Source organism: Streptomyces sp. NPDC001717 (assembly GCF_042892775.1).
GTDB lineage: Bacteria > Actinomycetota > Actinomycetes > Streptomycetales > Streptomycetaceae > Streptomyces.
Genome location: NZ_JBIAUK010000005.1, coordinates 71,884 through 94,255, shown reverse-complemented (window position 1 = coordinate 94,255; position 22,372 = coordinate 71,884). Strand labels below are relative to the sequence as shown.

27 protein-coding genes are annotated in these 22,372 nt (G+C 72.6%); 8 read left to right on the top strand and 19 right to left on the bottom strand.

Annotated features, from left to right (window positions below):
- Positions 1-111: 111 nt before the first annotated feature.
- Both ACFYZL_RS11740 and ACFYZL_RS11735 read left to right on the top strand, forming a co-directional pair.
- Entirely contained in the window at positions 112-1,395 is a 1,284-nt protein-coding gene (locus ACFYZL_RS11740; protein ID WP_388678603.1) for a CaiB/BaiF CoA transferase family protein, read from the top strand.
- Positions 1,392-2,201, top strand: coding sequence for an HpcH/HpaI aldolase/citrate lyase family protein (locus tag ACFYZL_RS11735; protein WP_384758857.1), 810 nt, complete (start codon positions 1,392-1,394; stop codon positions 2,199-2,201). The genes ACFYZL_RS11740 and ACFYZL_RS11735 overlap by 4 nt, the downstream gene beginning before the upstream one ends.
- A gap of 213 nt (positions 2,202-2,414) precedes the next feature.
- On the opposite strand, the gene lgt is transcribed toward ACFYZL_RS11735, so the two are convergent.
- From lgt to hisI, 11 genes are all read right to left on the bottom strand, one after another.
- Positions 2,415-3,392: a prolipoprotein diacylglyceryl transferase gene (gene lgt, locus ACFYZL_RS11730; protein ID WP_384753164.1), complete on the bottom strand. Its 978-nt coding sequence runs from the start codon at positions 3,390-3,392 to the stop codon at positions 2,415-2,417.
- Between the two features lie 89 nt (positions 3,393-3,481).
- Entirely contained in the window at positions 3,482-4,384 is a 903-nt protein-coding gene (locus ACFYZL_RS11725; RefSeq protein WP_388678601.1) for a DsbA family protein, read from the bottom strand.
- 177 nt (positions 4,385-4,561) lie between these two features.
- Positions 4,562-5,377 (bottom strand): tryptophan synthase subunit alpha, encoded by an 816-nt coding sequence (gene trpA / locus ACFYZL_RS11720; protein ID WP_388678274.1) that lies wholly within the window; start codon positions 5,375-5,377, stop codon positions 4,562-4,564.
- Positions 5,374-6,624, bottom strand: coding sequence for a tryptophan synthase subunit beta (gene trpB / locus ACFYZL_RS11715; RefSeq protein ID WP_384753122.1), 1,251 nt, complete (start codon positions 6,622-6,624; stop codon positions 5,374-5,376). The genes trpA and trpB overlap by 4 nt, the downstream gene beginning before the upstream one ends.
- A 197-nt stretch (positions 6,625-6,821) precedes the next feature.
- Positions 6,822-7,046, bottom strand: coding sequence for a tryptophan biosynthesis modulator TrpM (gene trpM / locus ACFYZL_RS11710; protein WP_384595555.1), 225 nt, complete (start codon positions 7,044-7,046; stop codon positions 6,822-6,824).
- Positions 7,047-7,055: 9 nt separating this feature from the next.
- Entirely contained in the window at positions 7,056-7,865 is an 810-nt protein-coding gene (trpC, locus tag ACFYZL_RS11705; RefSeq protein WP_384595552.1) for an indole-3-glycerol phosphate synthase TrpC, read from the bottom strand.
- Positions 7,866-8,037: 172 nt separating this feature from the next.
- The gene (locus ACFYZL_RS11700) at positions 8,038-8,514 is read right to left on the bottom strand and encodes a DUF2752 domain-containing protein (protein ID WP_384753126.1); all 477 of its coding nucleotides are present in this window, start codon (positions 8,512-8,514) and stop codon (positions 8,038-8,040) included.
- A 132-nt stretch (positions 8,515-8,646) separates the two neighbouring features.
- Entirely contained in the window at positions 8,647-8,898 is a 252-nt protein-coding gene (locus ACFYZL_RS11695) for an HGxxPAAW family protein (RefSeq protein ID WP_384595546.1), read from the bottom strand.
- A gap of 127 nt (positions 8,899-9,025) precedes the next feature.
- Positions 9,026-9,742, bottom strand: coding sequence for a TIGR02234 family membrane protein (locus ACFYZL_RS11690; RefSeq protein ID WP_388678268.1), 717 nt, complete (start codon positions 9,740-9,742; stop codon positions 9,026-9,028).
- A 14-nt stretch (positions 9,743-9,756) separates the two neighbouring features.
- Positions 9,757-11,247: an anthranilate synthase component I gene (locus ACFYZL_RS11685; RefSeq protein WP_388678265.1), complete on the bottom strand. Its 1,491-nt coding sequence runs from the start codon at positions 11,245-11,247 to the stop codon at positions 9,757-9,759.
- A 19-nt stretch (positions 11,248-11,266) separates the two neighbouring features.
- On the bottom strand, positions 11,267-11,629 hold the full coding sequence (gene hisI, locus ACFYZL_RS11680; protein ID WP_384595537.1) for a phosphoribosyl-AMP cyclohydrolase: 363 nt from the start codon (positions 11,627-11,629) through the stop codon (positions 11,267-11,269).
- An 84-nt stretch (positions 11,630-11,713) separates the two neighbouring features.
- On the opposite strand from hisI, the gene ACFYZL_RS11675 reads away from it, so the two are divergent.
- The 3 genes from ACFYZL_RS11675 (at position 11,714) to ACFYZL_RS11665 (ending at position 13,382) form a co-directional block, all read left to right on the top strand.
- Entirely contained in the window at positions 11,714-12,346 is a 633-nt protein-coding gene (locus ACFYZL_RS11675; RefSeq protein ID WP_384753135.1) for a TIGR03085 family metal-binding protein, read from the top strand.
- A gap of 95 nt (positions 12,347-12,441) precedes the next feature.
- On the top strand, positions 12,442-13,038 hold the full coding sequence (locus ACFYZL_RS11670) for a DUF6232 family protein (RefSeq protein ID WP_388678261.1): 597 nt from the start codon (positions 12,442-12,444) through the stop codon (positions 13,036-13,038).
- The gene (locus ACFYZL_RS11665; protein WP_384753141.1) at positions 13,035-13,382 is read left to right on the top strand and encodes a hypothetical protein; all 348 of its coding nucleotides are present in this window, start codon (positions 13,035-13,037) and stop codon (positions 13,380-13,382) included. The genes ACFYZL_RS11670 and ACFYZL_RS11665 overlap by 4 nt, the downstream gene beginning before the upstream one ends.
- 69 nt (positions 13,383-13,451) lie before the next feature.
- Here the strand turns inward: ACFYZL_RS11665 and hisF are convergent, their stop codons facing one another.
- Genes hisF through hisD form a run of 8 tightly spaced genes read right to left on the bottom strand, consistent with a single transcriptional unit; the run spans position 13,452 to position 19,170 of the window.
- Positions 13,452-14,207: an imidazole glycerol phosphate synthase subunit HisF gene (gene hisF / locus ACFYZL_RS11660; protein WP_384753143.1), complete on the bottom strand. Its 756-nt coding sequence runs from the start codon at positions 14,205-14,207 to the stop codon at positions 13,452-13,454.
- On the bottom strand, positions 14,204-14,593 hold the full coding sequence (locus tag ACFYZL_RS11655; RefSeq protein ID WP_384753146.1) for a RidA family protein: 390 nt from the start codon (positions 14,591-14,593) through the stop codon (positions 14,204-14,206). The genes hisF and ACFYZL_RS11655 overlap by 4 nt, the downstream gene beginning before the upstream one ends.
- Positions 14,590-15,327, bottom strand: coding sequence for a bifunctional 1-(5-phosphoribosyl)-5-((5-phosphoribosylamino)methylideneamino)imidazole-4-carboxamide isomerase/phosphoribosylanthranilate isomerase PriA (gene priA / locus ACFYZL_RS11650; protein ID WP_384753150.1), 738 nt, complete (start codon positions 15,325-15,327; stop codon positions 14,590-14,592). The genes ACFYZL_RS11655 and priA overlap by 4 nt, the downstream gene beginning before the upstream one ends.
- The gene (gene hisH / locus ACFYZL_RS11645; protein WP_384753153.1) at positions 15,327-15,971 is read right to left on the bottom strand and encodes an imidazole glycerol phosphate synthase subunit HisH; all 645 of its coding nucleotides are present in this window, start codon (positions 15,969-15,971) and stop codon (positions 15,327-15,329) included. Before hisH ends, priA begins: the two co-directional genes overlap by 1 nt.
- Positions 15,968-16,135: a hypothetical protein gene (locus ACFYZL_RS11640; RefSeq protein WP_362590272.1), complete on the bottom strand. Its 168-nt coding sequence runs from the start codon at positions 16,133-16,135 to the stop codon at positions 15,968-15,970. Before ACFYZL_RS11640 ends, hisH begins: the two co-directional genes overlap by 4 nt.
- Position 16,136: 1 nt before the next feature.
- Complete coding sequence (gene hisB, locus ACFYZL_RS11635) at positions 16,137-16,730, bottom strand: imidazoleglycerol-phosphate dehydratase HisB (protein WP_030707279.1); 594 nt, start codon at positions 16,728-16,730, stop codon at positions 16,137-16,139.
- Positions 16,727-17,851 carry a histidinol-phosphate transaminase gene (locus ACFYZL_RS11630; RefSeq protein WP_384753155.1) on the bottom strand — a complete coding sequence of 375 codons (1,125 nt, stop codon included), beginning with the start codon at positions 17,849-17,851 and terminating at the stop codon, positions 16,727-16,729. The genes hisB and ACFYZL_RS11630 overlap by 4 nt, the downstream gene beginning before the upstream one ends.
- Positions 17,848-19,170, bottom strand: coding sequence for a histidinol dehydrogenase (gene hisD / locus ACFYZL_RS11625; RefSeq protein WP_384753158.1), 1,323 nt, complete (start codon positions 19,168-19,170; stop codon positions 17,848-17,850). The genes ACFYZL_RS11630 and hisD overlap by 4 nt, the downstream gene beginning before the upstream one ends.
- A gap of 139 nt (positions 19,171-19,309) precedes the next feature.
- Here hisD and ACFYZL_RS11620 point away from each other — a divergent pair, with 139 nt between their 5' ends.
- From ACFYZL_RS11620 to ybaK, 3 genes are read left to right on the top strand one after another with little or no spacing between them, the layout of a single operon-like run.
- A complete protein-coding gene (locus tag ACFYZL_RS11620; RefSeq protein ID WP_388678253.1) occupies positions 19,310-20,905 on the top strand; it encodes an oxidoreductase in 1,596 nt (531 codons plus the stop codon).
- Between the two features lie 34 nt (positions 20,906-20,939).
- Positions 20,940-21,677 carry an LON peptidase substrate-binding domain-containing protein gene (locus ACFYZL_RS11615; RefSeq protein WP_376658702.1) on the top strand — a complete coding sequence of 246 codons (738 nt, stop codon included), beginning with the start codon at positions 20,940-20,942 and terminating at the stop codon, positions 21,675-21,677.
- A gap of 10 nt (positions 21,678-21,687) precedes the next feature.
- The gene (gene ybaK, locus ACFYZL_RS11610) at positions 21,688-22,182 is read left to right on the top strand and encodes a Cys-tRNA(Pro) deacylase (RefSeq protein WP_384595712.1); all 495 of its coding nucleotides are present in this window, start codon (positions 21,688-21,690) and stop codon (positions 22,180-22,182) included.
- The last annotated feature ends 190 nt before the right edge of the window (positions 22,183-22,372 follow it).

Genomic DNA, 22,372 nt, shown 5'->3' with positions numbered 1-22,372 from the left:
GCCGCCCCTCCGCCCACCGGGCACGATCACCACCACCCCACGCCCCCACCCAAGACCGAAGCCACGCCCACGCCCCCACCCAAGACCGAAGCCACGCCCGGGCCCGCGACCATGTCCGCGCCCGGGACCCGGACCGGGGCCGTCGGCCCGGATTGCGGGACGGGGCCGCGGTCCTCGCCCACCGACGCCCGGCCAGGGCAACGGCAAGGGCCGGGCCCCCTGGCAGGGCTGCGCGTCCTGGACCTCGCCACCCTCTTCGCCGGGCCGCTGGCCGCCACCCTCCTCGGGGACTTCGGCGCCGAGGTCGTGAAGGTCGAGCACCCCGGCCGCCCCGACCCCTCCCGCGGGCACGGCCCCGCGAAGGACGGCGTCGGCCTGTGGTGGAAGCTGCTCGGCCGGAACAAGCGGACCATCACCCTCGACCTGTCCACCCCCGGCGGCCGCGACACCCTGCTCCGCCTGGCCGCCACCGCCGACGTGATCGTCGAGAACTTCCGCCCCGGCACCCTGGAGCGGTGGGGCCTGGGCTGGCCCGAGCTGTCGGCGGCCAACCCCCGCCTGGTCCTGGCCCGTGTGACGGCCTTCGGCCAGCAGGGCCCGTACGCCCGTCGCCCCGGTTTCGGCACGCTCGCCGAGGCGATGAGCGGCTTCGCGGCCATCACGGGCGAGCCGGACGGGCCGCCGACCCTGCCGCCCTTCGGGCTCGCCGACTCGATCGCCGCGCTGACCACCGCGTACGCCGTGATGACGGCCCTCGCGGGCCGCGACCGCACCGGGCACGGGCAGGTCGTGGACCTGGCCATCATCGAGCCGATCCTGACCGTGCTCGGCCCGCAGCCGATCTGGTACGACCAGCTCGGCTACGTACAGCCGCGCACCGGAAACCGCTCCACGAACAACGCCCCCCGCAACACCTACCGCAGCGCCGACGACCGCTGGCTGGCGGTGTCCACCTCGGCGCAGTCGATCGCCGAGCGGGTCATGCGGCTGGTGGGCCGGCCGGAGCTGATCGCCGAGCCCTGGTTCGCCACCGGCACCGGGCGGGCCGCCCACGCGCAGGTCCTGGACGAGGCCGTCGGCGGCTGGATCGCCCGCCACAAGGCGGAGGAGGTCGTCGCCGCCTTCGAGGAGGCGGAGGCGGCCGTAGCCCAGGTCTACGACGTCAGGGACGTGATGGCCGACCCCCAGTTCGCCGCCCTGGACACGCTCACCGAGATCGAGGACCCGGAGCTGGGCCCGATGCGGATGCAGAACGTCCTCTTCCGACTGTCCGAGACCCCCGGTGCGATCCGCTGGGCCGGCCGCCCGCACGGCGCGGACACCGACGCCGTCCTGACCGAGCTCGGCCTCTCCGCGGCCGAGGTCAAGGCTCTGCGCGAGGAAGGGGCACTGTGATCCTTACCTGGCTGTACGCACCCGGCGACCGCCCGGAGGTGGTCGCCAAGGCCCTGAGCCGCGGGGCGGACGCCGTGATCGTGGATCTGGAGGACGCGGTGGCGGTCTCCCGCAAGGAGTACGCCCGCGCCGCCACGGCCGAACTGCTCACCGAGCGGCCCCCGGTCCCCGTCCACGTCCGGGTCAACGCCCTCGACTCCCCGTGGGGCGGCGCCGACCTCACGGCCCTCGCGGGCCTGCGGGGCCTCGCGGGGCTCCGGCTGCCGAAGATCAGCGCCCCGGAACAGATCACCGCGGTCGCCGACCGCACCGGCGGGGTCGGCCTGCACGCGCTGCTGGAATCGGCGCTGGGCGTGGAGCGGGCGTACGAGATCGCCCGCGCGCACCCGGCCCTGCACGGGCTCTCCCTCGGTGAGGCGGACCTGCGGGCCGACCTTGGCGTGAGCGCGGAGGCGGGGCTGGACTGGCCGCGCTCGCGGGTGGTGGTCGCGGCCCGCGCGGCGGGGCTGGCGCCCCCGGCGCAGTCGGTGTTCCCGGACATCCGGGACCTGGAGGCGCTGGCCGCCTCGTGCGCGCGGGGCCGGGCCCTCGGCTTCCTCGGGCGGGCGGCGATCCATCCGCGGCAGCTGCCGGTGATCGAGCGGGCGTACCTCCCGGGGCCTGAGGAGGTCACGGCCGCGGAGGAGATCGTCACCGCGGCCCGCGCCGCGCCCGGGGCGCAGGCCCTCCCGGACGGCCGCTTCATCGACCCCGCCGTGGTCGCCGCCGCCCACCGAACCCTCGCCCTCGCCGGACGCCCCCGCTAGCCGCCGTACCGCCCTGCCCGGACCCTCCCAACGCCGGACGGGCTGAGAGATCCAGCCCCGCCGGTGTCTGAGGCGCGGGGTCTGGGGCGGAGCCCCGGGGAACGGAGGAAGGGCGGGTAGGGGACACGCTCCGCGCAGCGGCACCCGGCACCCGCCCCGGGTACGCGGAAGGGGCGCCGCACGGTGTGCGACGCCCCTTCCGGACCGTACGGGTCAGCTCTTCCCGGCCTCCGGGGCCGGCGCGGCCTCGACCGCGGGCGCCTTCTTCGTCAGCACGGCCGCCTTCTGCCCGGCCTCGCCGACGGCGGCAGCAGTGCCCGAGGGCTTGTCCTCGGACTCGGCGCCACCATCCGCCTCGGTCGCATCGCCGGAGGCCTCGGTGTCCGGTTCGACGATCTCCTCCCGCCCCGGCCGCAGCTTCGCCGACAGCACCAGGTACACCACGGCCGCCACGAAGACCACGATCGAGGTCCACACGTTCAACCGCAGGCCCAGAACGTGGTGCGCCTCGTCGACGCGCATGTACTCGATCCACACCCGCCCCGAGCAGTACGCGGCGACGTACAGCGCGAACGCCCGCCCGTGTCCGAGCTTGAACCGCCGGTCGGCCCAGATCACCAGCAGCGCGACGCCGACGCACCACAGCGACTCGTACAGGAAGGTCGGGTGGTAGGTGCCGGCGACCCGGTTCGGGCCCTCGCTGATCTCCAGCGCCCACGGCACGTCGGTGGCGCGGCCGTACAGCTCCTGGTTGAACCAGTTGCCCCAGCGTCCGCAGGCCTGGGCCAGTGCGATGCCGGGGGCGAGGGCGTCCGCCCAGGCCGGCAGCGGGATGCCGCGCAGCCGGCAGCCGATCCAGGCTCCGACCGCGCCGAGCGCGATCGCACCCCAGATGCCGAGGCCGCCTTCCCAGATCTTGAAGGCGTCGACCCAGTTGCGGCCCTCGCCGAAGTAGAGCTGGTAGTCGGTGACCACGTGGTAGAGGCGACCGCCGACGAGGCCGAACGGCACCGCCCACACGGCGATGTCCGCGACCGTGCCCGGCTTGCCGCCGCGCGCGACCCACCGCTTGTTGCCGAGCCAGACGGCGACGAAGACGCCGATGATGATGCAGAACGCGTAGCCGCGCAGCGGGATCGGTCCGAGGTGGACCACGCCGGTCGACGGGCTGGGGATGTAAGCAATGTCCATGGCAGTCATGACGCTACCCTGCCGGGCGGTACGGACCGCAACCCGCCCGGCAAGCCGAAACCAAATCCTCACATGCCCCGGTGGGTGACTCAGTCCTCTTCTGCCCCGGTTCCGGTGCCCGTGCCCGAACCCTTCGGCGTCCCGCCGGCCGTCGGCGAGCCCGTCTTCGAGGAGCTCTTCGCCTTGGCCCCCGCGGACGGGGAGGGCGAGGAGGAGCCGGAGGCCGAGGCCGACGGGGACGCCTTGGCCGCGCCGCCGCCGGAGCCCGCGGCCGTGCCCTCCACCTGCTCCTTCAGCTTCTGCGGAGTGATCGGGTTGGACTGGTCGGAGAAGATGTCCTTGCCGTCGAGCAGCACGGTCGGGGTGCCCCGGAACTTTCCGGCGCGGAAGGCCTCGTGCGATTTGGCCACCCAGCTGTTGTGGGTGCCCTTCTCGACGCACGCGCGGAACTCGGGCGTGTCCAGCCCGTCGACCTTGCCCGCCAGTTCGAGGAGCTTGGCGTTCTTGGCGTAGGCGTCGTCGACTTCCTGCGGCTGGTTCTGGAAGAGGACGTCGTGGTACTCCGCGAACTTCCCTGCGTCCTGCGCGCAGGCCGCCGCGTTCGCGGCGTTCAACGAGCCGGTGCCGCGCATGTTGCCGTCGATGAGGGTGACCAGGTGGTACTCGACGTTGAGCAGGCCCTTGGCCTGCAGCTCGTGGATGGTGGTGCGGTAGTTGTCCTCGAAGGCCTTGCAGGCGGGGCAGCGGAAGTCCTCCCACACGGTCAGCGTGTGCTTGGCCCCGTCCTTGCCCGTCTGGATCGCGAGCGCGTCCTTGCCCGTGGCCCCGGAGGGGCCGACCACCGGGCCCGCCTTGGAGGCCTTGTCGCCCTTGCCGCTGTTGGCCGCGATCACGCCGACGACGGTCGCCAGGCCGAGCACGCCGACCACCGCCGCCGCCACGACGAGGGTCCGCCGGCGCTTGTCCCGGGTCTTCTGCCGCTCGCGCTCCATCTGGAGTCGCTCCCGGGCCGATCGTTTCGTCGCATCGCGGTTCGCACCGTCGTTCTTCTCGCTCACGTTCGGCCAAACGAAGCGGGGAGGCACTCGCGTGCCTCCCCGCCGTCACTTCCACCCGATCGGACTACAGAACCCGCTCAGGCGTGCCCATTCGCCGATCGAACCCGCGCTTCAGTTCCTGCGCACGCCTGCCGCGAGCTCGCCCGCCAGCGCCCGTACGGCCGCCAGCCCGGCCGCCTCGTCCGGTGCGTCCAGCAGCAGCTTCACGAAGGCCGAGCCGACGATCACGCCGTCGGCGAAGCCGGCGACCTCCTTGGCCTGGGCGGCGTTGGAGACGCCGAGGCCCACGCAGACCGGGAGCTCGGTGGTGGCGCGGGTGCGCCGGACGAGGTCCTGGGCCTGGTTGCCGACGGATTCGCGGGTGCCGGTGACTCCCATGAGGGAGGCGGCGTAGACGAAGCCGGAGCCGGCCGCCGTGATGGTGGCGAGGCGCTCGTCCTTGCTGCTGGGGGCCACGACGAAGACGGTCGCCAGACCGTGCTTCTCCGCGTGCTCGCGCCACAGCGCGGACTCCTGGACCGGCAGGTCGGGCAGGATGCAGCCGGCGCCGCCCGCCTCGGCGAGCTCCTCGGTGAACCGCTCGACGCCGTAGCGGTCGATGGGGTTCCAGTACGTCATCACGAGGATCGGGGCCCCGGTCGCCTCGTGGGCCTCGCGCACGGTGCGCAGCACGTCGGCGATCTTGACGCCGCCGCGCAGGGCGATGTCGTCGGCGGTCTGGATGATCGCGCCGTCCAGGACCGGGTCGCTGTGCGGGAGGCCGATCTCGACGACGTCGGCGCCGCCCGCGATGACGGCCTTGACCGCTTCGATGGCCCCGTCGACGGTCGGGAAACCGGCCGGGAGGTAGGCGACGAGGGCGGCGCGGTCCTCGGACTTGGCCTTGGCGAGCGTGTCGCTCAGCAGCTGGATCTTGCCGTTGCTCACTTCGACTCCCCCTCGGCGCTGTCGCCGTCGTACAGCCCGAAGTAGCGGGCTGCCGTGTCCATGTCCTTGTCACCGCGGCCGGAGAGGTTGACGACCAGCAGGCCGTCCTTGCCCAGCTCCTTGCCGAGGTCCAGCGCACCGGCGAGGGCGTGGGCCGACTCGATGGCCGGGATGATGCCCTCGGTGCGGGAGAGCAGGCGCAGGGCCTGCATCGCCGCGTCGTCGGTGACGGCGCGGTACTCGCCGCGGCCGGAGTCCTTGAGGTAGGAGTGCTCCGGGCCGATGCCGGGGTAGTCCAGGCCGGCCGAGATGGAGTACGGCTCGGTGATCTGGCCCTCCTCGTCCTGGAGGACGTAGGAGCGGGAGCCGTGCAGGATGCCGGGCTCGCCCGCGGTCAGCGTGGCCGCGTGCTCGCCGGTCTCGACGCCGTGTCCGGCGGGCTCGAAGCCGACCAGGCGGACGTCGGCGTCCGGGATGAAGGCGTGGAAGAGGCCGATGGCGTTGGAGCCGCCGCCGACGCAGGCCGCGACGGCGTCGGGCAGCCGGCCGGCGCGCTCCAGGATCTGGCGGCGGGCCTCGACGCCGATGACCCGGTGGAAGTCGCGGACCATGGCCGGGAAGGGGTGCGGGCCGGCGACCGTGCCGAAGAGGTAGTGGGTCTGGTCCACGTTGGCGACCCAGTCGCGGAACGCCTCGTTGATGGCGTCCTTGAGGGTGCGGGAGCCGGACTTCACCGCGATGACCTCGGCGCCCAGCATGCGCATGCGGGCCACGTTGAGGGCCTGGCGCTGGGTGTCGATCTCGCCCATGTAGATGGTGCAGTCGAGGCCGAAGAGGGCGCAGGCGGTGGCGGTGGCCACGCCGTGCTGGCCGGCTCCGGTCTCGGCGATGACGCGGGTCTTGCCCATGCGCTTGGTGAGCAGCGCCTGGCCCAGCACGTTGTTGATCTTGTGCGAGCCGGTGTGGTTGAGGTCCTCGCGCTTGAGGAAGATCCGTGCGCCGCCCGCGTGCTCGGCGAACCGGGGCACCTCGGTGAGGGCGCTGGGCCGGCCGGTGTAGTTGACCATCAGGTCGTTGAGCTCGGCGGCGAAGGCGGGGTCGCTCTTGGCCTTGTCGTACTCGACTGCGACCTCGTCCACGGCGGCGACGAGCGCCTCCGGGATGAACTTGCCTCCGAAGTCACCGAAGTAGCCTTCGGCGTTCGGAACGTGACCCTCCGGGTCCGGGATGAAGTATTGGCTGGACATGCCGGTGCTCCTACGGAATGCGACGAGTGGGTTCACCGTATTGCGCCGCCCGCCCGTGACACACGTGCCCTACTCGGGGGCCGCTGGTGTGTCGGGACGAGGAGACCGCGCGCGGGGCCGGCCGGCCCGGGGCGCAGGCGGTACGAGGGTGTGGCGCGGCGCGGCACGTCTCGCGTACCGGGCCGCGGCGGCCCTCGTTACGGCGCGTCTCCGGGACGCCATCGCATGCCGTTGACCTGACCGGGCTCGGAGCCGATCACGTACCGGACCCGCCGCCCGTGCACCCGCCGGGCCGGGGCGCGGCAGCCGCGGGGGCGGCAGCCGCGCGCCAGGGGCGCGTGCGTCGTCGGCACGCCGACCGGGCCGCGGCGGGATGCCGGCGGCGCGGTCTGCGTGGTGACGACGGGCGGGTTGTGGGCCATGGGGACGGGTCAGCTCCGGCCGTGGCGCAGGGCGGGGTGGGCGCCGGCGGCGACGAGGTCGGCCACGGCCGCCTTCGGGTCGCGGCCGGTCACCAGGGACTCCCCGACGAGGACGGCGTCGGCGCCCTCGTTCGCGTAGGCGATGAGGTCGTGCGGACCGCGGATGCCGGATTCGGCGATCTTGACGATGTGGTCCGGGATCTCGGGGGCGACGCGCTCGAAGGTGGAGCGGTCGACCTTGAGGTCCTTGAGGTTGCGGGCGTTGACGCCGATGATCTTGGCGCCGGCGGCGACCGCGCGCTCGACCTCCTCCTCGTCGTGGACCTCGACGAGCGGGGTGAGACCGATGGACTCGGCCCGCTCGATGAGGGAGACGAGCGCCTCCTGCTCCAGGGCCGCGACGATCAGCAGCGCGAGGTCGGCGCCGTAGGCACGGGCCTCCCAGAGCTGGTACGCCGTGACGATGAAGTCCTTGCGCAGGATCGGGATGTCCACGCGGGCGCGGACGGCCTCCAGGTCGGCCAGCGAGCCGCCGAACCGGCGCTGCTCGGTGAGGACGGAGATGACCGCCGCACCGCCCGCCTCGTAGTCGGCGGCGAGCCCGGCCGGATCGGCGATCGCGGCCAGCGCGCCCTTGGACGGGCTGGAACGCTTGACCTCGCAGATCACCTTGACGCTGTCGCCGCGGAGGGCGGCGACGCCGTCCTTGGCCTGGGGCGCCTTGGCGGCACGCTCCTTGAGCTCGTCGAGGCTCACGCGGGCCTGCCGTTCGGCAAGGTCTTCGCGGACCCCTTCGATGATCTCGTCGAGCACACTCACGCGAGCGGCCCCCTTCCGGGTCGATGACGGTCGGCCGCCTTGCAGACACGTACCACTGCGAGGTCGGCAATCAAATGGTATCCGCAGGTGGCGTTGCACTCCGCACGCGGTTGACGCCGTCCCAGTAACTGGACATTCGGAATCGAGGCTTCATCCCGGCTCCGTAAGGGTCTCAGGGGGCCAGTGCGGAGCCGAAGGAAAGATTTCGGACGACGGCGAAGACCAGGGCCGCCAGGCCCACCCCCCACCATTGCAGCGGCTTCAGGGTGATCCTCGGGACGGGTCCGCCGCGGTAGGCGCGAACCAGCCACAGGGCCGTGAATCCCGCGAAGACGAAGTAGCCGATGACGGCGAGGGCATTTGCCCCGAATGCTGTCATCAGATCGCCATGGGCGAACGCGTGTGCGCTCCGCAGACCGCCACAACCGGGGCACAGGATTCCGGTCAGCCGGAACAGAGGACACACCGGGTAGTGGCCGGGTTCGTTGGGATCCACGACGCCCACGTACGCGAAGGCCGCGACGGCCCCGGCCAGGGTGATCGCCGGAACGGCGAGCCGCCGCGCCCTGGAGACCGCGGGGGTACGGAGGGCGGGCGGGACGGGCGGAAACGGCGGCGGTACGGCTTCGGGAGTGCGGGAGACGTCCACCAGCCGATTCTCTCCGATCTTCGCGCGAGCCGCAGCACGGCAAGGCCACGGCACGACGAGGCGCGGCACCACGGGCGCGGCAAGGCAAAAGGCGCAGCCCGACGGGCCGCGCCTTCCGTTACCCGGTACCGGTCAGACCTTGGCGGGCACCTTGGCGGCGGCGATCACATCGGCGAGGTCCTTGTGGGCGGCCTTCGGCGCACCCATGCCCGCGGCCTTCATCGCCATGCCGACGACACCACCGATCGCGACGACGACGATGCCGGCCCAGAAGCCCAGCGGGTTCGCGAGCACCATGAAGGCACCGGAGATGCAGAAACCGATGAAGGCGATGATGACACCGGTCCAGGCGGCCGGGGTGTGTCCGTGGCTAGTGCCCGCCATGAGTTGCTCCTCGTTGCTCTGACGCGATGCTGTGTCGGTGGAAAGCGCGGTCCGTGTAGAACGCCCGGTGACCATTGTCCCGCACCCGGCCGGGGCCGCGCTCACGGGGGTGGGGTCGAAGGGCCGGTCAGCGCCCCTGGTCGGAGGTCGGGTCCTCGCCCCGGTCCAGAGCCTTCCACAGATCCTCCGGCCGGTCCGGATCCACCACGGCGGCCTTGCGGGCGCGCGGGCTGCCGTCACGCTCGTAGCGGCCGCCCATCGCGGGCCAGTTCCGGCCGAAGCGCAGGGCCAGCAAGCCCGCGATCAGGATCAGGGCCGCGCCGGCGGCCGTGACGTACGGCCAGGCCGTATGGGTCAGTCCCGCCGCCTTCGCCGCGGTGTCCGCGGTGGTTCGGGCGGCCGCCGCGTCGAGGGCGCTGCGCCCGTCGGCGGCGAGGACGGCCGACAGCGCCGCGCCGAGGCCGCTGAGCGCCAGCAGTCCGGAGACCAGGAGCCTGCTCCTGCCGCGCACCGCGAAGACGGCGACGAGGGCGGCCAGCCCGACGATGGCCAGGGCCGCGGGCAGCCCGGTGACGGTCTGCCCGTCGGCGGTCAGCCGGAGCGAGTCACCGGCGAAGGCGGTGGTGCCCCGGGCCCAGACCCGGCCGGAGGCGAGCAGCACGACGGTGGCGCCGAGCGTGCCGAGCAGCAGCGCGACGGCCACGCTGCGGCGGCTGCGGCGGCTGTCCGGAGCCTCGGACCGGGGCTCGTGCGCCTGGTCGTGGCCGGGGCCGGCGCCCGGGTCGTGCTCCGGCTCGGGGGCGGCGTCGGTTCGGGGCGGGGGTACGGCACTCACGTACCCCACTATCCCCTACGGCCTCACGCCCCGTGGAGGCGGTTCGCCGCTCCGACCGCGCGCAGCACCGCTGCGGCCTTGTTGCGGCACTCCAGGTCCTCCAGCTCGGGCACCGAGTCGGCGACGACCCCGGCGCCGGCCTGGACGTACGCCGTGCCGTCGCGCAGCAGCGCGGTGCGGATGGCGATGGCCGTGTCGGAGTCCCCGGCGAAGTCCAGGTAACCAACGCAGCCCCCGTACAGGCCGCGGCGGGAGGGCTCCAGCTCCTCGATGATCTGCATGGCCCGCGGCTTGGGCGCACCGGAGAGGGTGCCGGCCGGGAAGCAGGCGGTGAGCACGTCGAAGGCGGTCTTGCCCTCGGCGACCCGCCCGGTGACGGTGGACACGATGTGCATGACGTGCGAGTACCGCTCGATCGACATGAAGTCGACGACCTCCACCGAGCCCGGCTCGCAGACCCGGCCCAGGTCGTTGCGGCCCAGGTCGACGAGCATCAGGTGCTCGGCGCGCTCCTTGGGATCGGCCAGCAGCTCCTCCGCGAGGTCGTTGTCCTCCTGCGGGGTGGTGCCGCGGTGCCGGGTGCCGGCGATGGGGTGGACCATGGCCCGCCCGTCCTCGACCTTGACCAGCGCCTCGGGGCTGGAGCCGACCACGTCGAAGCCGTTCTCGAAGCGGAAGAGGTACATGTACGGGGACGGGTTGGTGGCCCGCAGCACCCGGTACACGTCCAGCGCGGAGGCCTCGCAGGGGGTCTCGAACCGCTGGGAGGGCACCACCTGGAAGGCCTCGCCGGCCCGGATCCGCTCCTTGATGTCCTCGACCGCGACCTGGTACTTCTCGCCGCCCCACAGCGCGGAGAACTCGGGCAGCTCGGAGGCGGGCAGCGGGGACGGGGTGTAGGGGGCGGGCCGCGCGAGGTCGGCCTCCATGGCGTCGAGCCGGGCGACTGCGTCCGCGTAGGCCTCGTCCACGCCGGTGTCGAGGTCGTTGTGGTTGATGGCGTTGGCGATGAGCAGGACGGTGCCGTCCCAGTGGTCGAGCACCGCCAGGTCCGAGGTGAGCAGCATGGTCAGCTCGGGAAGCCGGAGGTCGTCGGCGGTGTGGTCGCCGATGCGTTCCAGGCGGCGCACGATGTCGTAGCCGAGGTAGCCGACCATGCCGCCGGTGAAGGGCGGCATTCCGCCCGCGAGGTCGCGGGGGGTGTGCAGGGCCTCGACGGTGGCGCGCAGGGCGTCGAGCGGGTCGCCGGAGGTGGGCACGCCGACGGGCGGGGTGCCGATCCAGTGCGCCTGGCCGTCCCGGACGGTCAGGGTGGCGTCGCTGCGCACGCCGACGAAGGAGTACCGCGACCAGGAGCGGCCGTTCTCGGCGGACTCCAGGAGGAAGGTGCCGGGGCGCTCCGCGGCCAGCTTCCGGTACAGCCCGACCGGGGTGTCCCCGTCGGCCAGCAGCCTGCGGCTCACGGGAATGACGCGGCGGTCGGCCGCGAGCTTGCGGAAGGTGTCGAGATCCATGGCGTGGGACCCTATCCGGCTATTCGGCCAGCGGAAGGACATCGGCGTCGAAGCAGGTGCGGGCCCCGGTGTGGCAGGCGGCCCCGACCTGGTCGACCTTGACGAGCACGGTGTCGGCGTCGCAGTCGAGGGCGACCGACTTCACGTGCTGGAAGTGGCCGGAAGTGTCCCCCTTCACCCAGTACTCCTGCCGGCTGCGCGACCAGTACGTGCAGCGCCCGGTGGTCAGGGTGCGGTGCAGCGCCTCGTCGTCCATCCAGCCGAGCATGAGCACCTCTCCGGTGTCGTACTGCTGGGCGATGGCCGGAACCAGGCCGTCGGCGGAACGCTTGAGGCGTGCGGCGATGGCGGGATCGAGGGAGGACGTACTCATGCGTGCCATTGTGCCGCGAGATGGGACGGGAAATGGATCTCTGTCCGACTGATGGGCAGGCACGGGGCGAGTTCCGGCCGTAGGCTGGCGCGCATGTCTACCCATGCGAAGCGCGAACGTCTGCTGCTGGCCGACCTGTTGGAAGCCGCGGGGCCGGAGGCGCCGACGCTGTGCCACGGCTGGACCTGCCGGGACCTGGCGGCGCACGTGGTGGTCCGCGAGCGGCGTCCGGACGCGGCGGCCGGTCTGGTGCTGAAGGTGCTGCGGGACCGGCTGGACAGGGCGATGGCGGAGTACGCGGCCAAGCCGTACGAGGAGCTCGTGCAGCTGATCAGGACGGGTCCGCCGAAACTGTCGCCGTACGCGCTGAAGCAGATCGACGAAGCGGCGAACGCGGTGGAGTTCTACGTCCACGCGGAGGACGTGCGGCGAGCCCAGCCGGACTGGTCCCCGCGCGAGCTGGACCCGGTGTTCACGGACGCGCTCTGGTCCCGCCTGGAGAAGCTGGCCCGCCTGACCGGCCGCCGCTCCCCGGTGGGCCTGGTCCTGCGCCGCCCCGACGGGCGCACGGCGGTGGCCCGCAAGGGGGTCCCGGTGGTGACCGTGACGGGCGAGCCGGGCGAGCTGACCCTGTTCTGCTTCGGCCGCCAGGCCGCCGCCGCGGTGACCCTGGACGGCGACAAGGAGGCGGTGGCCAAGCTGACGACGGCGCAGCTGGGCATTTAGCGGCCCGTTCGGCCCGAAATCGGCTTGTCCGGCCGGATCGCGACGTGCTTAATGAAGCCCCGCTCCGTCCACGGTCGACAGCGTTCGGGGGAAACATGTCCACTCCGGTCCCACCGCCACCGCCCTCGTCACCGCCGCAGGCGCCACCCGCTCCGCCGCTGCCGCCGAAGCAACTCGGCTCCAGTGTGGAGCTGCGGGTCAGCAGACGGCTCCTGTGGATCGACGACGCGGCCTATCCGCTGCACAACATCGCCCGCGTGTACACCTTCGACCTTCATCCGGACCGTTGGAAGGCCTTCGTCCAGTTCCTGAAGGGGGTCGGCTTCACGGCGGTGGGCCTGGTGCTGCTCCTGCTCGTGGACAACGACACGCGGGTGTTCAGCGGCTCGGGCTACGACAGGCACGACGGCACGAGCGGCCTGGTGACCTTCGCCGTCGTCGTGGTGATCGTCCTCGTCATCGTGTTGCTCACCAAGGTCTTCGCGGCGCCCCAGCACGTCCTGTCCGTCGAGACCTCGGGCCCGCCCACCGCCCTGGTGACGCTGCCCGACCGGGAGCGGCTGCGACAGCTGGTCGGGCAGATCGTCCACGCCATCGAGAACCCGACGGCCGAGTTCGCCGTCCAGGTCCAGCGCGTGGGCGACACGGTGAACATCTACGGCGGCGTCGGGCACACGGGGGTGAAGAAATGACCGAGGGCAACCACTACGGCGACGTCGTCAACATCCACGGCGGCTCGCACCACACCGGCATCGTGAAGAACCAGTCGCCGACCATCGCCCCTCAACTGCCCACCGCCGAGCGGGAGGCCATCGCCGAGCTGGTCCGGCTGCTCGACGGGCTGCGCGACCGGATTCCCCCGGGCGACGTGCGGACCGTCGACGACTCCCTGCGGGCGATCGGCTCCGCGGACCGCACCCCGCAGGAGCGCCGCGGCGCCCTGATGGCCGTGGCCGGGGTCGCCTCGATGATCGGTACCGCCGCCGTGCCCGTCAGGGACGCGGTGAACGCGATCCTGGCCCTGCTGGGCGGCTGAGGCGGAGAGGAAGAGGAAGACGGAGACGGAAAACGGGCCCGCCCGGAGACCGGGCGGGCCCGCACCGTGTCAGCGGACCGGGTGGCCGGCGTCGCGCAGGGCGCCCTTGACCTCGGAAATGCGCAGGTCCCCGAAGTGGAACACCGAGGCCGCGAGGACCGCGTCGGCACCGGCGGCGATCGCCGGCGGGAAGTGTTCGAGCCGGCCGGCGCCGCCCGAGGCGATCACCGGGACCGTGACGTGCGCCCGCACGGCCTCGATCATCTCCGTGTCGTAGCCGTCCTTCGTGCCGTCGGCGTCCATCGAGTTCAGCAGGATCTCCCCGGCGCCCAGCTCGGCGGCCCGGTGCGCCCACTCGACCGCGTCGATGCCGGTGCCCTTGCGGCCGCCGTGGGTGGTGACCTCGAAGGAGCCGCCGGCGGTGCGGCGCGCGTCCACGGACAGGACGAGGACCTGCCTGCCGAAGCGCTCCGCGATCTCCTGGATGAGCTCGGGGCGGGCGATGGCGGCGGTGTTGACGCCCACCTTGTCCGCTCCGGCGCGCAGCAGCTTGTCCACGTCGTCCGCGGTGCGGACGCCGCCGCCCACGGTCAGCGGGATGAAGACCTGCTCGGCGGTGCGCCGCACCACGTCGTACGTGGTCTCGCGGTTGCCGGAGGACGCGGTGATGTCGAGGAAGGTCAGCTCGTCGGCGCCCTCGGCGTCGTACAGCTTGGCCATCTCCACCGGGTCGCCCGCGTCGCGCAGGTTCTGGAAGTTGACGCCCTTGACGACCCGGCCGTTGTCCACGTCCAGGCAGGGGATCACTCGTACGGCGAGGGTCATGCCGCGTCTCCCTTGTAGGCCTCGACCTCGACCTCGACGACCATCGCGGGGTCGACGAAGCCGGACACGATGAGCATCGTGGCGGCCGGACGGACGGTGTCGAAGAGGGTCTTGTGGGCGCGGCCCACCTCGTCGACGTCCCGGGCGTGCGTCAGGTACATCCGGGTGCGGACGACGTCCTCGGGGCCGAGACCGGCCTCGGCCAGCGCCTTGAAGGCGACCTCGAAGGCCTTGACGGCCTGGTCGTACGGGCCGCCGGCGTCGGCGGCGGTGCAGCCGGAGACGAGCACGAGGCCGTTGGGGAGCTGGACCGCGCGGGAGTAGGCGATCACGTCCTCGTAGGGGCCGCCGGAGGAGATCCGGCGTACGGCGGAGGCGTTGCTCATGCGGAGACCACCTCCAGTGCCTCTTCCAGGGTGAAGGCCTTCGCGTACAGGGCCTTGCCGACGATGGCGCCCTCGACGCCCAGCGGCACCAGCGAGGACAGGTCCCGCAGGTCGTCGAGGGAGGAGATGCCCCCGGAGGCGACGACGGGCCGGTCGGTGGCGGCGCAGACGTTCTTCAGCAGCTCCAGGTTGGGACCGGTGAGGGTGCCGTCCTTGCCGATGTCGGTGACCACGTAGCGGGCGCAGCCCTCGGAGTCCAGGCGGGCGAGGGTCTCGTAGAGGTCGCCGCCCTCGCTGGTCCAGCCGCGGCCCTTGAGGGTGGTGCCGCGGACGTCCAGGCCGATGGCGATCTTGTCGCCGTGCTCGGCGATGGCCTTGGCGGCCCACTCGGGGGTCTCCAGGGCGGCGGTGCCGAGGTTGACGCGGGTGCAGCCGGTGGCGAGGGCCGCGGCGAGCGAGGCGTCGTCGCGGATGCCGCCGGACAGCTCGACCTTGATGTCCATGGCGCGGGTGATCTCCGCGACCAGGGCGCGGTTGTCGCCGGTGCCGAAGGCGGCGTCCAGGTCGACCAGGTGCAGCCATTCGGCGCCGGAGCGCTGCCAGGCGAGCGCCGCCTCCAGCGGGGAGCCGTAGGAGGTCTCGCTGCCGGACACGCCGTGCACGAGGCGGACGGCCTGGCCGTCGCGGACGTCGACCGCGGGCAGGAGTTCCAGGGTCTTCGGCGTAGCGGTCATCACAGGGTCTCGATCCAGTTGGTGAGGAGCTGGGCTCCGGCGTCTCCGGACTTCTCGGGGTGGAACTGGGTGGCCCACAGGGCCCCGTTCTCCACCGCCGCGACGAACCGCTCGCCGTGCGTGGCCCAGGTGACCTTGGGGGCGCGGATCAGCGGGTTGGTGACTTCCAGGGTCCAGTCGTGCGCCGCGTAGGAGTGCACGAAGTAGAACCGGGCGTCGGCGTCCAGGCCGGCGAACAGTTGGCTGTCCTGCGGTGCCTCGACGGTGTTCCAGCCCATGTGGGGGACGACGGGCGCCTTGAGCGGGCCGACCGTGCCGGGCCACTCGTCGAGGCCCTCGGTCTCGACGCCGTGCTCGATGCCGCGCTCGAAGAGGATCTGCATGCCGACGCAGATGCCCATGACCGGGCGGCCGCCGGAGAGCCGGCGGCCGATGATCCAGTCGCCGCGTACGTCCTTCAGGCCCTGCATGCAGGCGGAGAAGGCGCCGACGCCGGGGACGAGGAGTCCGTCGGCGTCCATGGCCTTGTCGTAGTCGCGGGTGATCTCGACGTTCGCGCCGACGCGCGCGAGGGCGCGCTCGGCGGAGCGGACGTTGCCGAAGCCGTAGTCGAAGACGACGACGTTCTTGGTGGCTGCGCTCATTCCCAGATCCCTTGGATTCGCAGGACTCCGGCGGCCAGGCACATCGCGGAGCCGATGGCGAGCAGGACGACGACCGACTTGGGCATCTGCTGCTTCTGGAAGGAGTAGACGCCGCCGGCCAGGAAGAGGCCGACGACGATCAGGATGGTGTTGAGCCCGTTCACGCTAGAGGGCACCCTTCGTGGACGGGAGGATGCCGGCGGCGCGCGGGTCGAACTCGGCCGCGTAGCGCAGGGCGCGCGCCAGCGCCTTGAACTGGCACTCCACGATGTGGTGGGCGTTGCGGCCGTACGGGACGTGGACGTGCAGGGCGATCTGGGCCTGCGCGACGAAGGACTCCAGGATGTGCCGGGTCATCGTCGTGTCGTACTCGCCGATCATCGGCGCCATGTTCTCGGGCTCGGTGTGCACGAGGTAGGGGCGGCCCGACAGGTCGACGGTGACCTGGGCGAGGGACTCGTCCAGCGGCACGGTGCAGTTGCCGAAGCGGTAGATGCCGACCTTGTCGCCGAGGGCCTGCTTGAAGGCGGCGCCGAGCGCGAGCGCGGTGTCCTCGATGGTGTGGTGGCTGTCGATGTGCAGGTCGCCGTCCGTCTTGACCGTGAGGTCGAAGAGGCCGTGGCGGCCGAGCTGGTCGAGCATGTGGTCGTAGAAGCCCACGCCCGTCGAGACGTCGACCTTGCCGGTGCCGTCGAGGTTTATCTCGACGAGGACCGAGGTCTCCTTCGTGGTCCGTTCGACCCGTCCGATGCGGCTCATGCGTGCTGCTCCTTCTTCAGTGCGCGAACCGCTTCCAGGAACGCGTCGTTCTCGGCCGGGGTGCCGGCGGTGACCCGCAGCCATCCCGGTACTCCGTTGTCCCGGACCAGGACGCCCTGGTCGAGGATCTTCTGCCATGCGGTGTGGGAGTCCTCGAACCTGCCGAACTGGATGAAGTTCGCGTCGGACTCGGTGACCTCGTAGCCGATGGCCCGCAGTTCGACGACGAGTCGGTCGCGTTCGGCCTTGAGCTGCTCGACGTATCCGAGCAGGGTGTCGGTGTGCTCCAGGGCGGCCAGCGCGGTGGCCTGGGTGACGGCCGACAGGTGGTACGGCAGGCGCACCAGCTGGACGGCGTCGACCACGGCGGGGTGCGCGGCCAGGTAGCCCAGGCGCAGTCCGGCGGCGCCGAAGGCCTTGGACATGGTCCGGGAGATCACCAGGTTCGGGCGGCCCTCGATGAGCGGCAGCAACGAGTCCCGGTGGCTGAACTCCACGTAGGCTTCGTCGACGATCACCACGGAGGGCTTGGCGGCCTGCGCGGCCTCGTAGATCGCGAGGACGGTCTCCGCCTCGACGGCGGTGCCCGTGGGGTTGTTCGGCGAGGCGATGAAGACGACGTCGGGGGCGTTCTCGGCGATCGCCTGCTCCGCCGCCTCCAGGTCGATCGTGAAGTCCTCGCGGCGGGGGCCGGAGATCCAGCCGGTGCCGGTGCCGCGGGCGATCAGGGCGTGCATCGAGTACGAGGGCTCGAAGCCGATCGCGGTGCGGCCGGGGCCGCCGAAGGTCTGGAGCAGCTGCTGGAGGATCTCGTTGGATCCGTTGGCGGCCCAGACGTTCTCGCGGGCGACCTGGTGCTTGCCCGTACGGGTGAGGTAGGCGGCCAGCTCGGTCCGCAGCTCCACCGCGTCCCGGTCGGGGTAGCGGTTGAGGGTGCGGGCGGCGTCGGACACGCGCTCGGCGATGCGCCGGACGAGCTCGTCGGGCAGCTCGTACGGGTTCTCGTTGGTGTTGAGCTGGACGGGTACGTCGAGCTGCGGGGCGCCGTAGGGGGTCTTGCCGCGGAGCTCTTCGCGGATGGGCAGTTCGTCCCAAGGGGACACAGAGGGGTTGCCGGTCACGCCTGGGGAACCTTCCATCCGAAGCGCGCCTTGAGGGCCGCGCCGTGCGCGGGCAGGTCCTCGGCCTCGGCGAGGGTGACCACGTGGTGGGTGACCTCGGCGAGGGCGTCGCGCGTGTAGTCGACGATGTGGATGCCGCGCAGGAAGGACTGCACGGACAGGCCGGAGGAGTGGCAGGCGCATCCGCCGGTGGGCAGCACGTGGTTCGACCCGGCGCAGTAGTCGCCGAGGGAGACCGGGGCCCAGGGGCCGACGAAGATCGCGCCGGCGTTGCGGACCCGGGCGGCCCAAGCGGCGGCGTCGGCGGTCTGGATCTCCAGGTGCTCGGCGCCGTAGGCGTCGACGACCTTGAGGCCGTCCTCCAGGTCGCGCACCAGCACGATGGCGGACTGCTTGCCGGCGAGGGCGGGCTTGATCCGGTCCTCGACGTGCTTGGTCGCGGCGACCTGCGGCTCCAGCTCGCGCTCGACGGCGGCGGCGAGCTCCTCGGAGTCGGTGACGAGGACGGCGGCGGCCAGCGGGTCGTGCTCGGCCTGGCTGATCAGGTCGGCGGCGACGTGCACGGGGTCGGCCGTGGAGTCCGCGAGGACCGCGATCTCCGTCGGGCCGGCCTCGGTGTCGATGCCGATCTTCCCGGTGAAGTAGCGCTTGGCGGCGGCGACCCAGATGTTGCCGGGGCCTGTCACCATGTTGGCGGGTGCGCACTCCTCGGTCCCGTACGCGAACATCGCGACGGCCTGGGCCCCGCCGGCGGCGTAGACCTCGTCCACGCCGAGCAGCGCACAGGCGGCGAGGATCGTGGGGTGCGGCAGGCCGCCGAACTCCTTCTGCGGCGGGGACGCGAGCGCGATCGAGCCGACACCCGCCTCCTGGGCCGGTACGACGTTCATGACGACGGAGGACGGGTACACCGAGCGGCCGCCCGGGGCGTACAGCCCCACGCGCTCCACCGGAACCCACTTCTCGGTCACGGTGCCGCCGGGGACCACCTGGGTGATGTGCTCGGTGCGGCGCTGGTTCCGGTGCACGATCCGGGCGCGCCGGATCGACTCCTCGAGGGCTGCGCGGACGGCCGGGTCGAGCTCGTCGAGAGCGGTCTTGAGGGCCTCGGCGGGCACCCTGACCTGCTCCAGCGTCACTCCGTCGAACTTCTGCGCGTACTCGATCAGCGCCGCCGTGCCACGATGATGGACGTCCTCGCAGATGGGCCGCACCTTCTCCAGGGCAGCTTCCACGTCGAACTCGGCACGGGGCAGCAGATCGCGCAGGGCGCCACCCTCGGGGAGGGCGTCACCGCGCAGGTCGATACGAGAGATCACCCCCCAATTCTCTCAGACCGTCTCGATCCACCGTTCGCCCGTATCACTGGCTGATACACGCCCCGGACGTCACGGGCCCCGATAGCGTTGATCACAGCGGTTTTCGAACCGCACGGGGTACGAGCGGAGGGGGGCCGCCATGACCGAGGCACGCGCGGACGACGCACCGGCGGATCTTTCCGCCGCCGAGCAACGCATGTGGGAGGCGTTCCGCATGGGCAGCGTCTGCGATCTGAGCGCCCGCGCCGCCGACCGGGACGACCCGCACGGCGACCACGTGTGGGGCCCCGAGCGCAGCGTCCGCGCCCGGGTGGTCGCGCTGTTGCTGCTCCACGGGCCGCCACCGGTGCCGGGCCGGGTTGCCTCGCTGAAGCTGCGCGGGGTGCGGATCGTCGGGCGGCTCGATCTGTCCGGTGGTGCGGTCGGCCCGTACGTGGAACTCCAGTCCTGCCGCTTCGACAGCGAGATCCAGCTGTCCGAGGCCCGGTTCGGCACGCTGCGGCTGGTCAACTGCGCGATACCGCGGCTGGAGGCGGCGCGCCTGCACACGGAGGGCGATCTGCACCTGCCGCGCTGCCGGGTGGCGCGCGGGATCCGGCTGACGGACGCGCAGATCGGCACGGACCTGCTGATCAGCCAGGCCGTGCTGCAGCGCGACTCCAAGGGGCGGGCGATCGCCGCCGACGGGATGTCGGTCGCGCAGGACTTCCAGGGCGAGCTGCTGGAGACGTACGGGGAGGTGAGCCTGCGCGGCGCGAAGGTCGGCGTGTCGATGAACCTGCGCGGCGCCCGGCTGCGCAACCCGAACGGCCGGTACGCGCTGAACGCGCCGCAATTGACCGTCGAGCGCACCTTGTACCTGACGTCGATCGCCCTGGACTACGCGACCGGTGCGCTCTCCTCCACTCCCCCGTACGGGCTGGGGCCGACGCCGGTGCGCGGCCGGCGGGCGCAGCGTTTCGAGTGCCGCGGCGGGCTGCGGTTGGACGACGGCCGGTTCGGTGACGCCATCGACTTCTACGGGGCGCGGTTCGTGCTCGCCGCCGATCAGGAGCTGTCGCTGCGCCGGATCCAGACGCCCGAGTTCCGCTTCGTGGGCGAGCGGCCGGAGCGCGGGCGGGTGGTCGTGTCGGGGGCCAAGGTGGTCAAGCTGGTGGACACCTCCACGAGCTGGCCGGGCCCGGGCGGTGTGTCGATCGAGGGCTTCGTCTACGAGAACCTCGCGCCCCGGGGCCACTTCCCGCTCTCGCGCCGGCTGGAGTGGCTGGAGGCGGCGACGCCCGAGTACTCGCCGGAGCCGTACGAGCGACTGGCGGCCGTGTTGCGGGCCGGCGGGGAGGACGCCGACGCCCGCGAGGTGCTGCTGGCCAAGCAGCGCCGGCGCCGGGCCACGCTGCCGGCGGGGCAACGGGCCTGGGGCTACCTCCAGGACTGGACGGTGGTCTACGGCTACCGCCCGGGCCGGGCCGCACTGTGGATGGCGGTGCTGTGGGCGGCGGGGACGCTGCTGTTCTCGCAGCTGCACCCGCCGCCGATCAAGGCGGACGAGCACCCGCAGTGGAACGCCGCCCTGTACGCCCTGGACCTGCTGCTCCCGGTGATCGACCTGGGCCAGCAGGACCAGTGGATGGTGACGGGCGGCTGGCAGTGGGGGGCCACGGCGCTGATCCTCCTCGGGTGGATCCTGGCCACCACGGTGGCCGCGGGGGCCTCCCGGCTGCTGAGGCGGGGGTGACGGGGCCGGGCCCGCGGCCATTACCCTGTGCCTCGTGACCACCGTTCGCCTGCCACTCTTCCCGCTGAACTCGGTGCTGTTCCCGGGACTCGTCCTCCCGCTGAACGTCTTCGAGGAGCGTTATCGCGCCATGATGCGCGAGTTGCTCAAGGGGAGCTCGGACGAGCCGCGCCGGTTCGCCGTCGTGGCGATCCGCGACGGCCGCGAGGTGGCCCCGACCGCTCCCGGCCTGCCGGACCAGACCGCCGTTCCCGAGCGGGGCCCGGCGGCGGGCTTCGGCGCGGACCCGATCCAGGCCTTCCACCGGGTGGGCTGCATCGCGGACGCGGCGACGATCCGGGAGCGGGAGGACGGCAGCTTCGAGGTCCTGGCGACGGGCACGACGCGCGTACGCCTGCTGTCGGTGGACGCGTCGGGCCCGTTCCTGGTGGCGGAGCTGGAGGAGCTCCCCGAGGACGCCGGGGACGGGGCGGGTGCGCTGGCCGAGGGGGTGCTGAGGGCCTTCCGCACCTACCAGAAGCGGCTGGCGGGCGCCCGCGAGCGGTCCCTGACGGGGGCGGAACTACCCGACGAGCCGTCGGTGGTCTCCTATCTGGTGGCAGCGGCGGCGGTGCTGGACATCCCGGCGAAGCAGCGCCTGCTCCAGGCCCCCGACACGGCGACCCGCCTCGCGGAGGAGCTCAAGCTCCTGCGTACCGAGACCGCGGTGATCCGCCACCTCCCGTCGCTCCCGGCGGTGGACCTGACCCGCTCGCCGACGAGCCCGAACTGATGGCGAGCTGATGGCGAAGAAGCCGAAGCAGGCGTCCGGCACCCCGGCGATCGTGGCCCTGACGGCGGCCGGGGTGTCCTTCACCACGCACGCGTACGAGCACGACCCGTCGCACCCCTCGTACGGCGAGGAGGCGGCGCAGGCGCTCGGCGTGTCGCCGGAACAGGTCTTCAAGACGCTCGTCGCCGACGTGGACGGGGCGCTGACGGTGGCGGTGGTCCCGGTGTCGGGCTCGCTGGACCTGAAGGCGCTGGCGGCGGCGGTGGGCGGCAAGCGGGCCGCGATGGCGGACCCGGCGCTGGCCGAGCGCACCACGGGCTACGTGCGGGGCGGGATCTCCCCGCTGGGGCAGCGGCGCCGCCTTCCGACGGTCCTGGACGCCTCGGCCTCGGGGCACGCCACGATCTGCGTCTCGGCGGGCCGTCGCGGCCTGGAGGTCGAACTCTCCCCCACGGACCTGGCCACCCTCACCTCCGCCGTCCTGGCCCCGGTGGCCCGCCCGTAGCCTGCGGCGCGCCCCTGGTTCCGCCGGGCCCCGCCCGTACCCGTCTGCGGCGCCGCTGTCGGGGGGCCGGCCCCGAACCCCCGCTCCTCGAACGCCGGAGTGGCTGGTTTGCCTCCGGCGGCGGGGGGGGCGCCCCCGCCGCCGCCGCGGCCGCCCGGGGCGCAGCGACCCGGCCCCCCCGGGGGCCGGA

Excerpts from the sequence above, each read along its gene's own strand:
- hisB (WP_030707279.1), bottom strand. The coding sequence starts at position 16,730 with ATGAGCCGCATCGGACGGGTCGAACGGACCACGAAGGAGACCTCGGTC.
- ACFYZL_RS11685 (WP_388678265.1), bottom strand. The coding sequence starts at position 11,247 with ATGGATCTCGACACCTTCCGCAAGCTCGCGGCCGACCGCCGCGTCATT.
- ACFYZL_RS11655 (WP_384753146.1), bottom strand. The coding sequence starts at position 14,593 with ATGAGCAACGCCTCCGCCGTACGCCGGATCTCCTCCGGCGGCCCCTAC.
- ACFYZL_RS11725 (WP_388678601.1), bottom strand. The coding sequence starts at position 4,384 with ATGGAGCGCGAGCGGCAGAAGACCCGGGACAAGCGCCGGCGGACCCTC.
- priA (WP_384753150.1), bottom strand. The coding sequence starts at position 15,327 with ATGACCGCTACGCCGAAGACCCTGGAACTCCTGCCCGCGGTCGACGTC.
- ACFYZL_RS11740 (WP_388678603.1), top strand. The coding sequence starts at position 112 with ATGTCCGCGCCCGGGACCCGGACCGGGGCCGTCGGCCCGGATTGCGGG.
- ACFYZL_RS11675 (WP_384753135.1), top strand. The coding sequence starts at position 11,714 with ATGTCTACCCATGCGAAGCGCGAACGTCTGCTGCTGGCCGACCTGTTG.
- ACFYZL_RS11620 (WP_388678253.1), top strand. The coding sequence starts at position 19,310 with ATGACCGAGGCACGCGCGGACGACGCACCGGCGGATCTTTCCGCCGCC.
- trpB (WP_384753122.1), bottom strand. The coding sequence starts at position 6,624 with ATGTCCAGCCAATACTTCATCCCGGACCCGGAGGGTCACGTTCCGAAC.
- trpM (WP_384595555.1), bottom strand. The coding sequence starts at position 7,046 with ATGGCCCACAACCCGCCCGTCGTCACCACGCAGACCGCGCCGCCGGCA.
- ybaK (WP_384595712.1), top strand. The coding sequence starts at position 21,688 with ATGGCGAAGAAGCCGAAGCAGGCGTCCGGCACCCCGGCGATCGTGGCC.
- ACFYZL_RS11695 (WP_384595546.1), bottom strand. The coding sequence starts at position 8,898 with ATGGCGGGCACTAGCCACGGACACACCCCGGCCGCCTGGACCGGTGTC.
- hisI (WP_384595537.1), bottom strand. The coding sequence starts at position 11,629 with ATGGCACGCATGAGTACGTCCTCCCTCGATCCCGCCATCGCCGCACGC.
- ACFYZL_RS11665 (WP_384753141.1), top strand. The coding sequence starts at position 13,035 with ATGACCGAGGGCAACCACTACGGCGACGTCGTCAACATCCACGGCGGC.
- lgt (WP_384753164.1), bottom strand. The coding sequence starts at position 3,392 with ATGGACATTGCTTACATCCCCAGCCCGTCGACCGGCGTGGTCCACCTC.
- hisF (WP_384753143.1), bottom strand. The coding sequence starts at position 14,207 with ATGACCCTCGCCGTACGAGTGATCCCCTGCCTGGACGTGGACAACGGC.
- ACFYZL_RS11670 (WP_388678261.1), top strand. The coding sequence starts at position 12,442 with ATGTCCACTCCGGTCCCACCGCCACCGCCCTCGTCACCGCCGCAGGCG.
- hisH (WP_384753153.1), bottom strand. The coding sequence starts at position 15,971 with ATGAGCGCAGCCACCAAGAACGTCGTCGTCTTCGACTACGGCTTCGGC.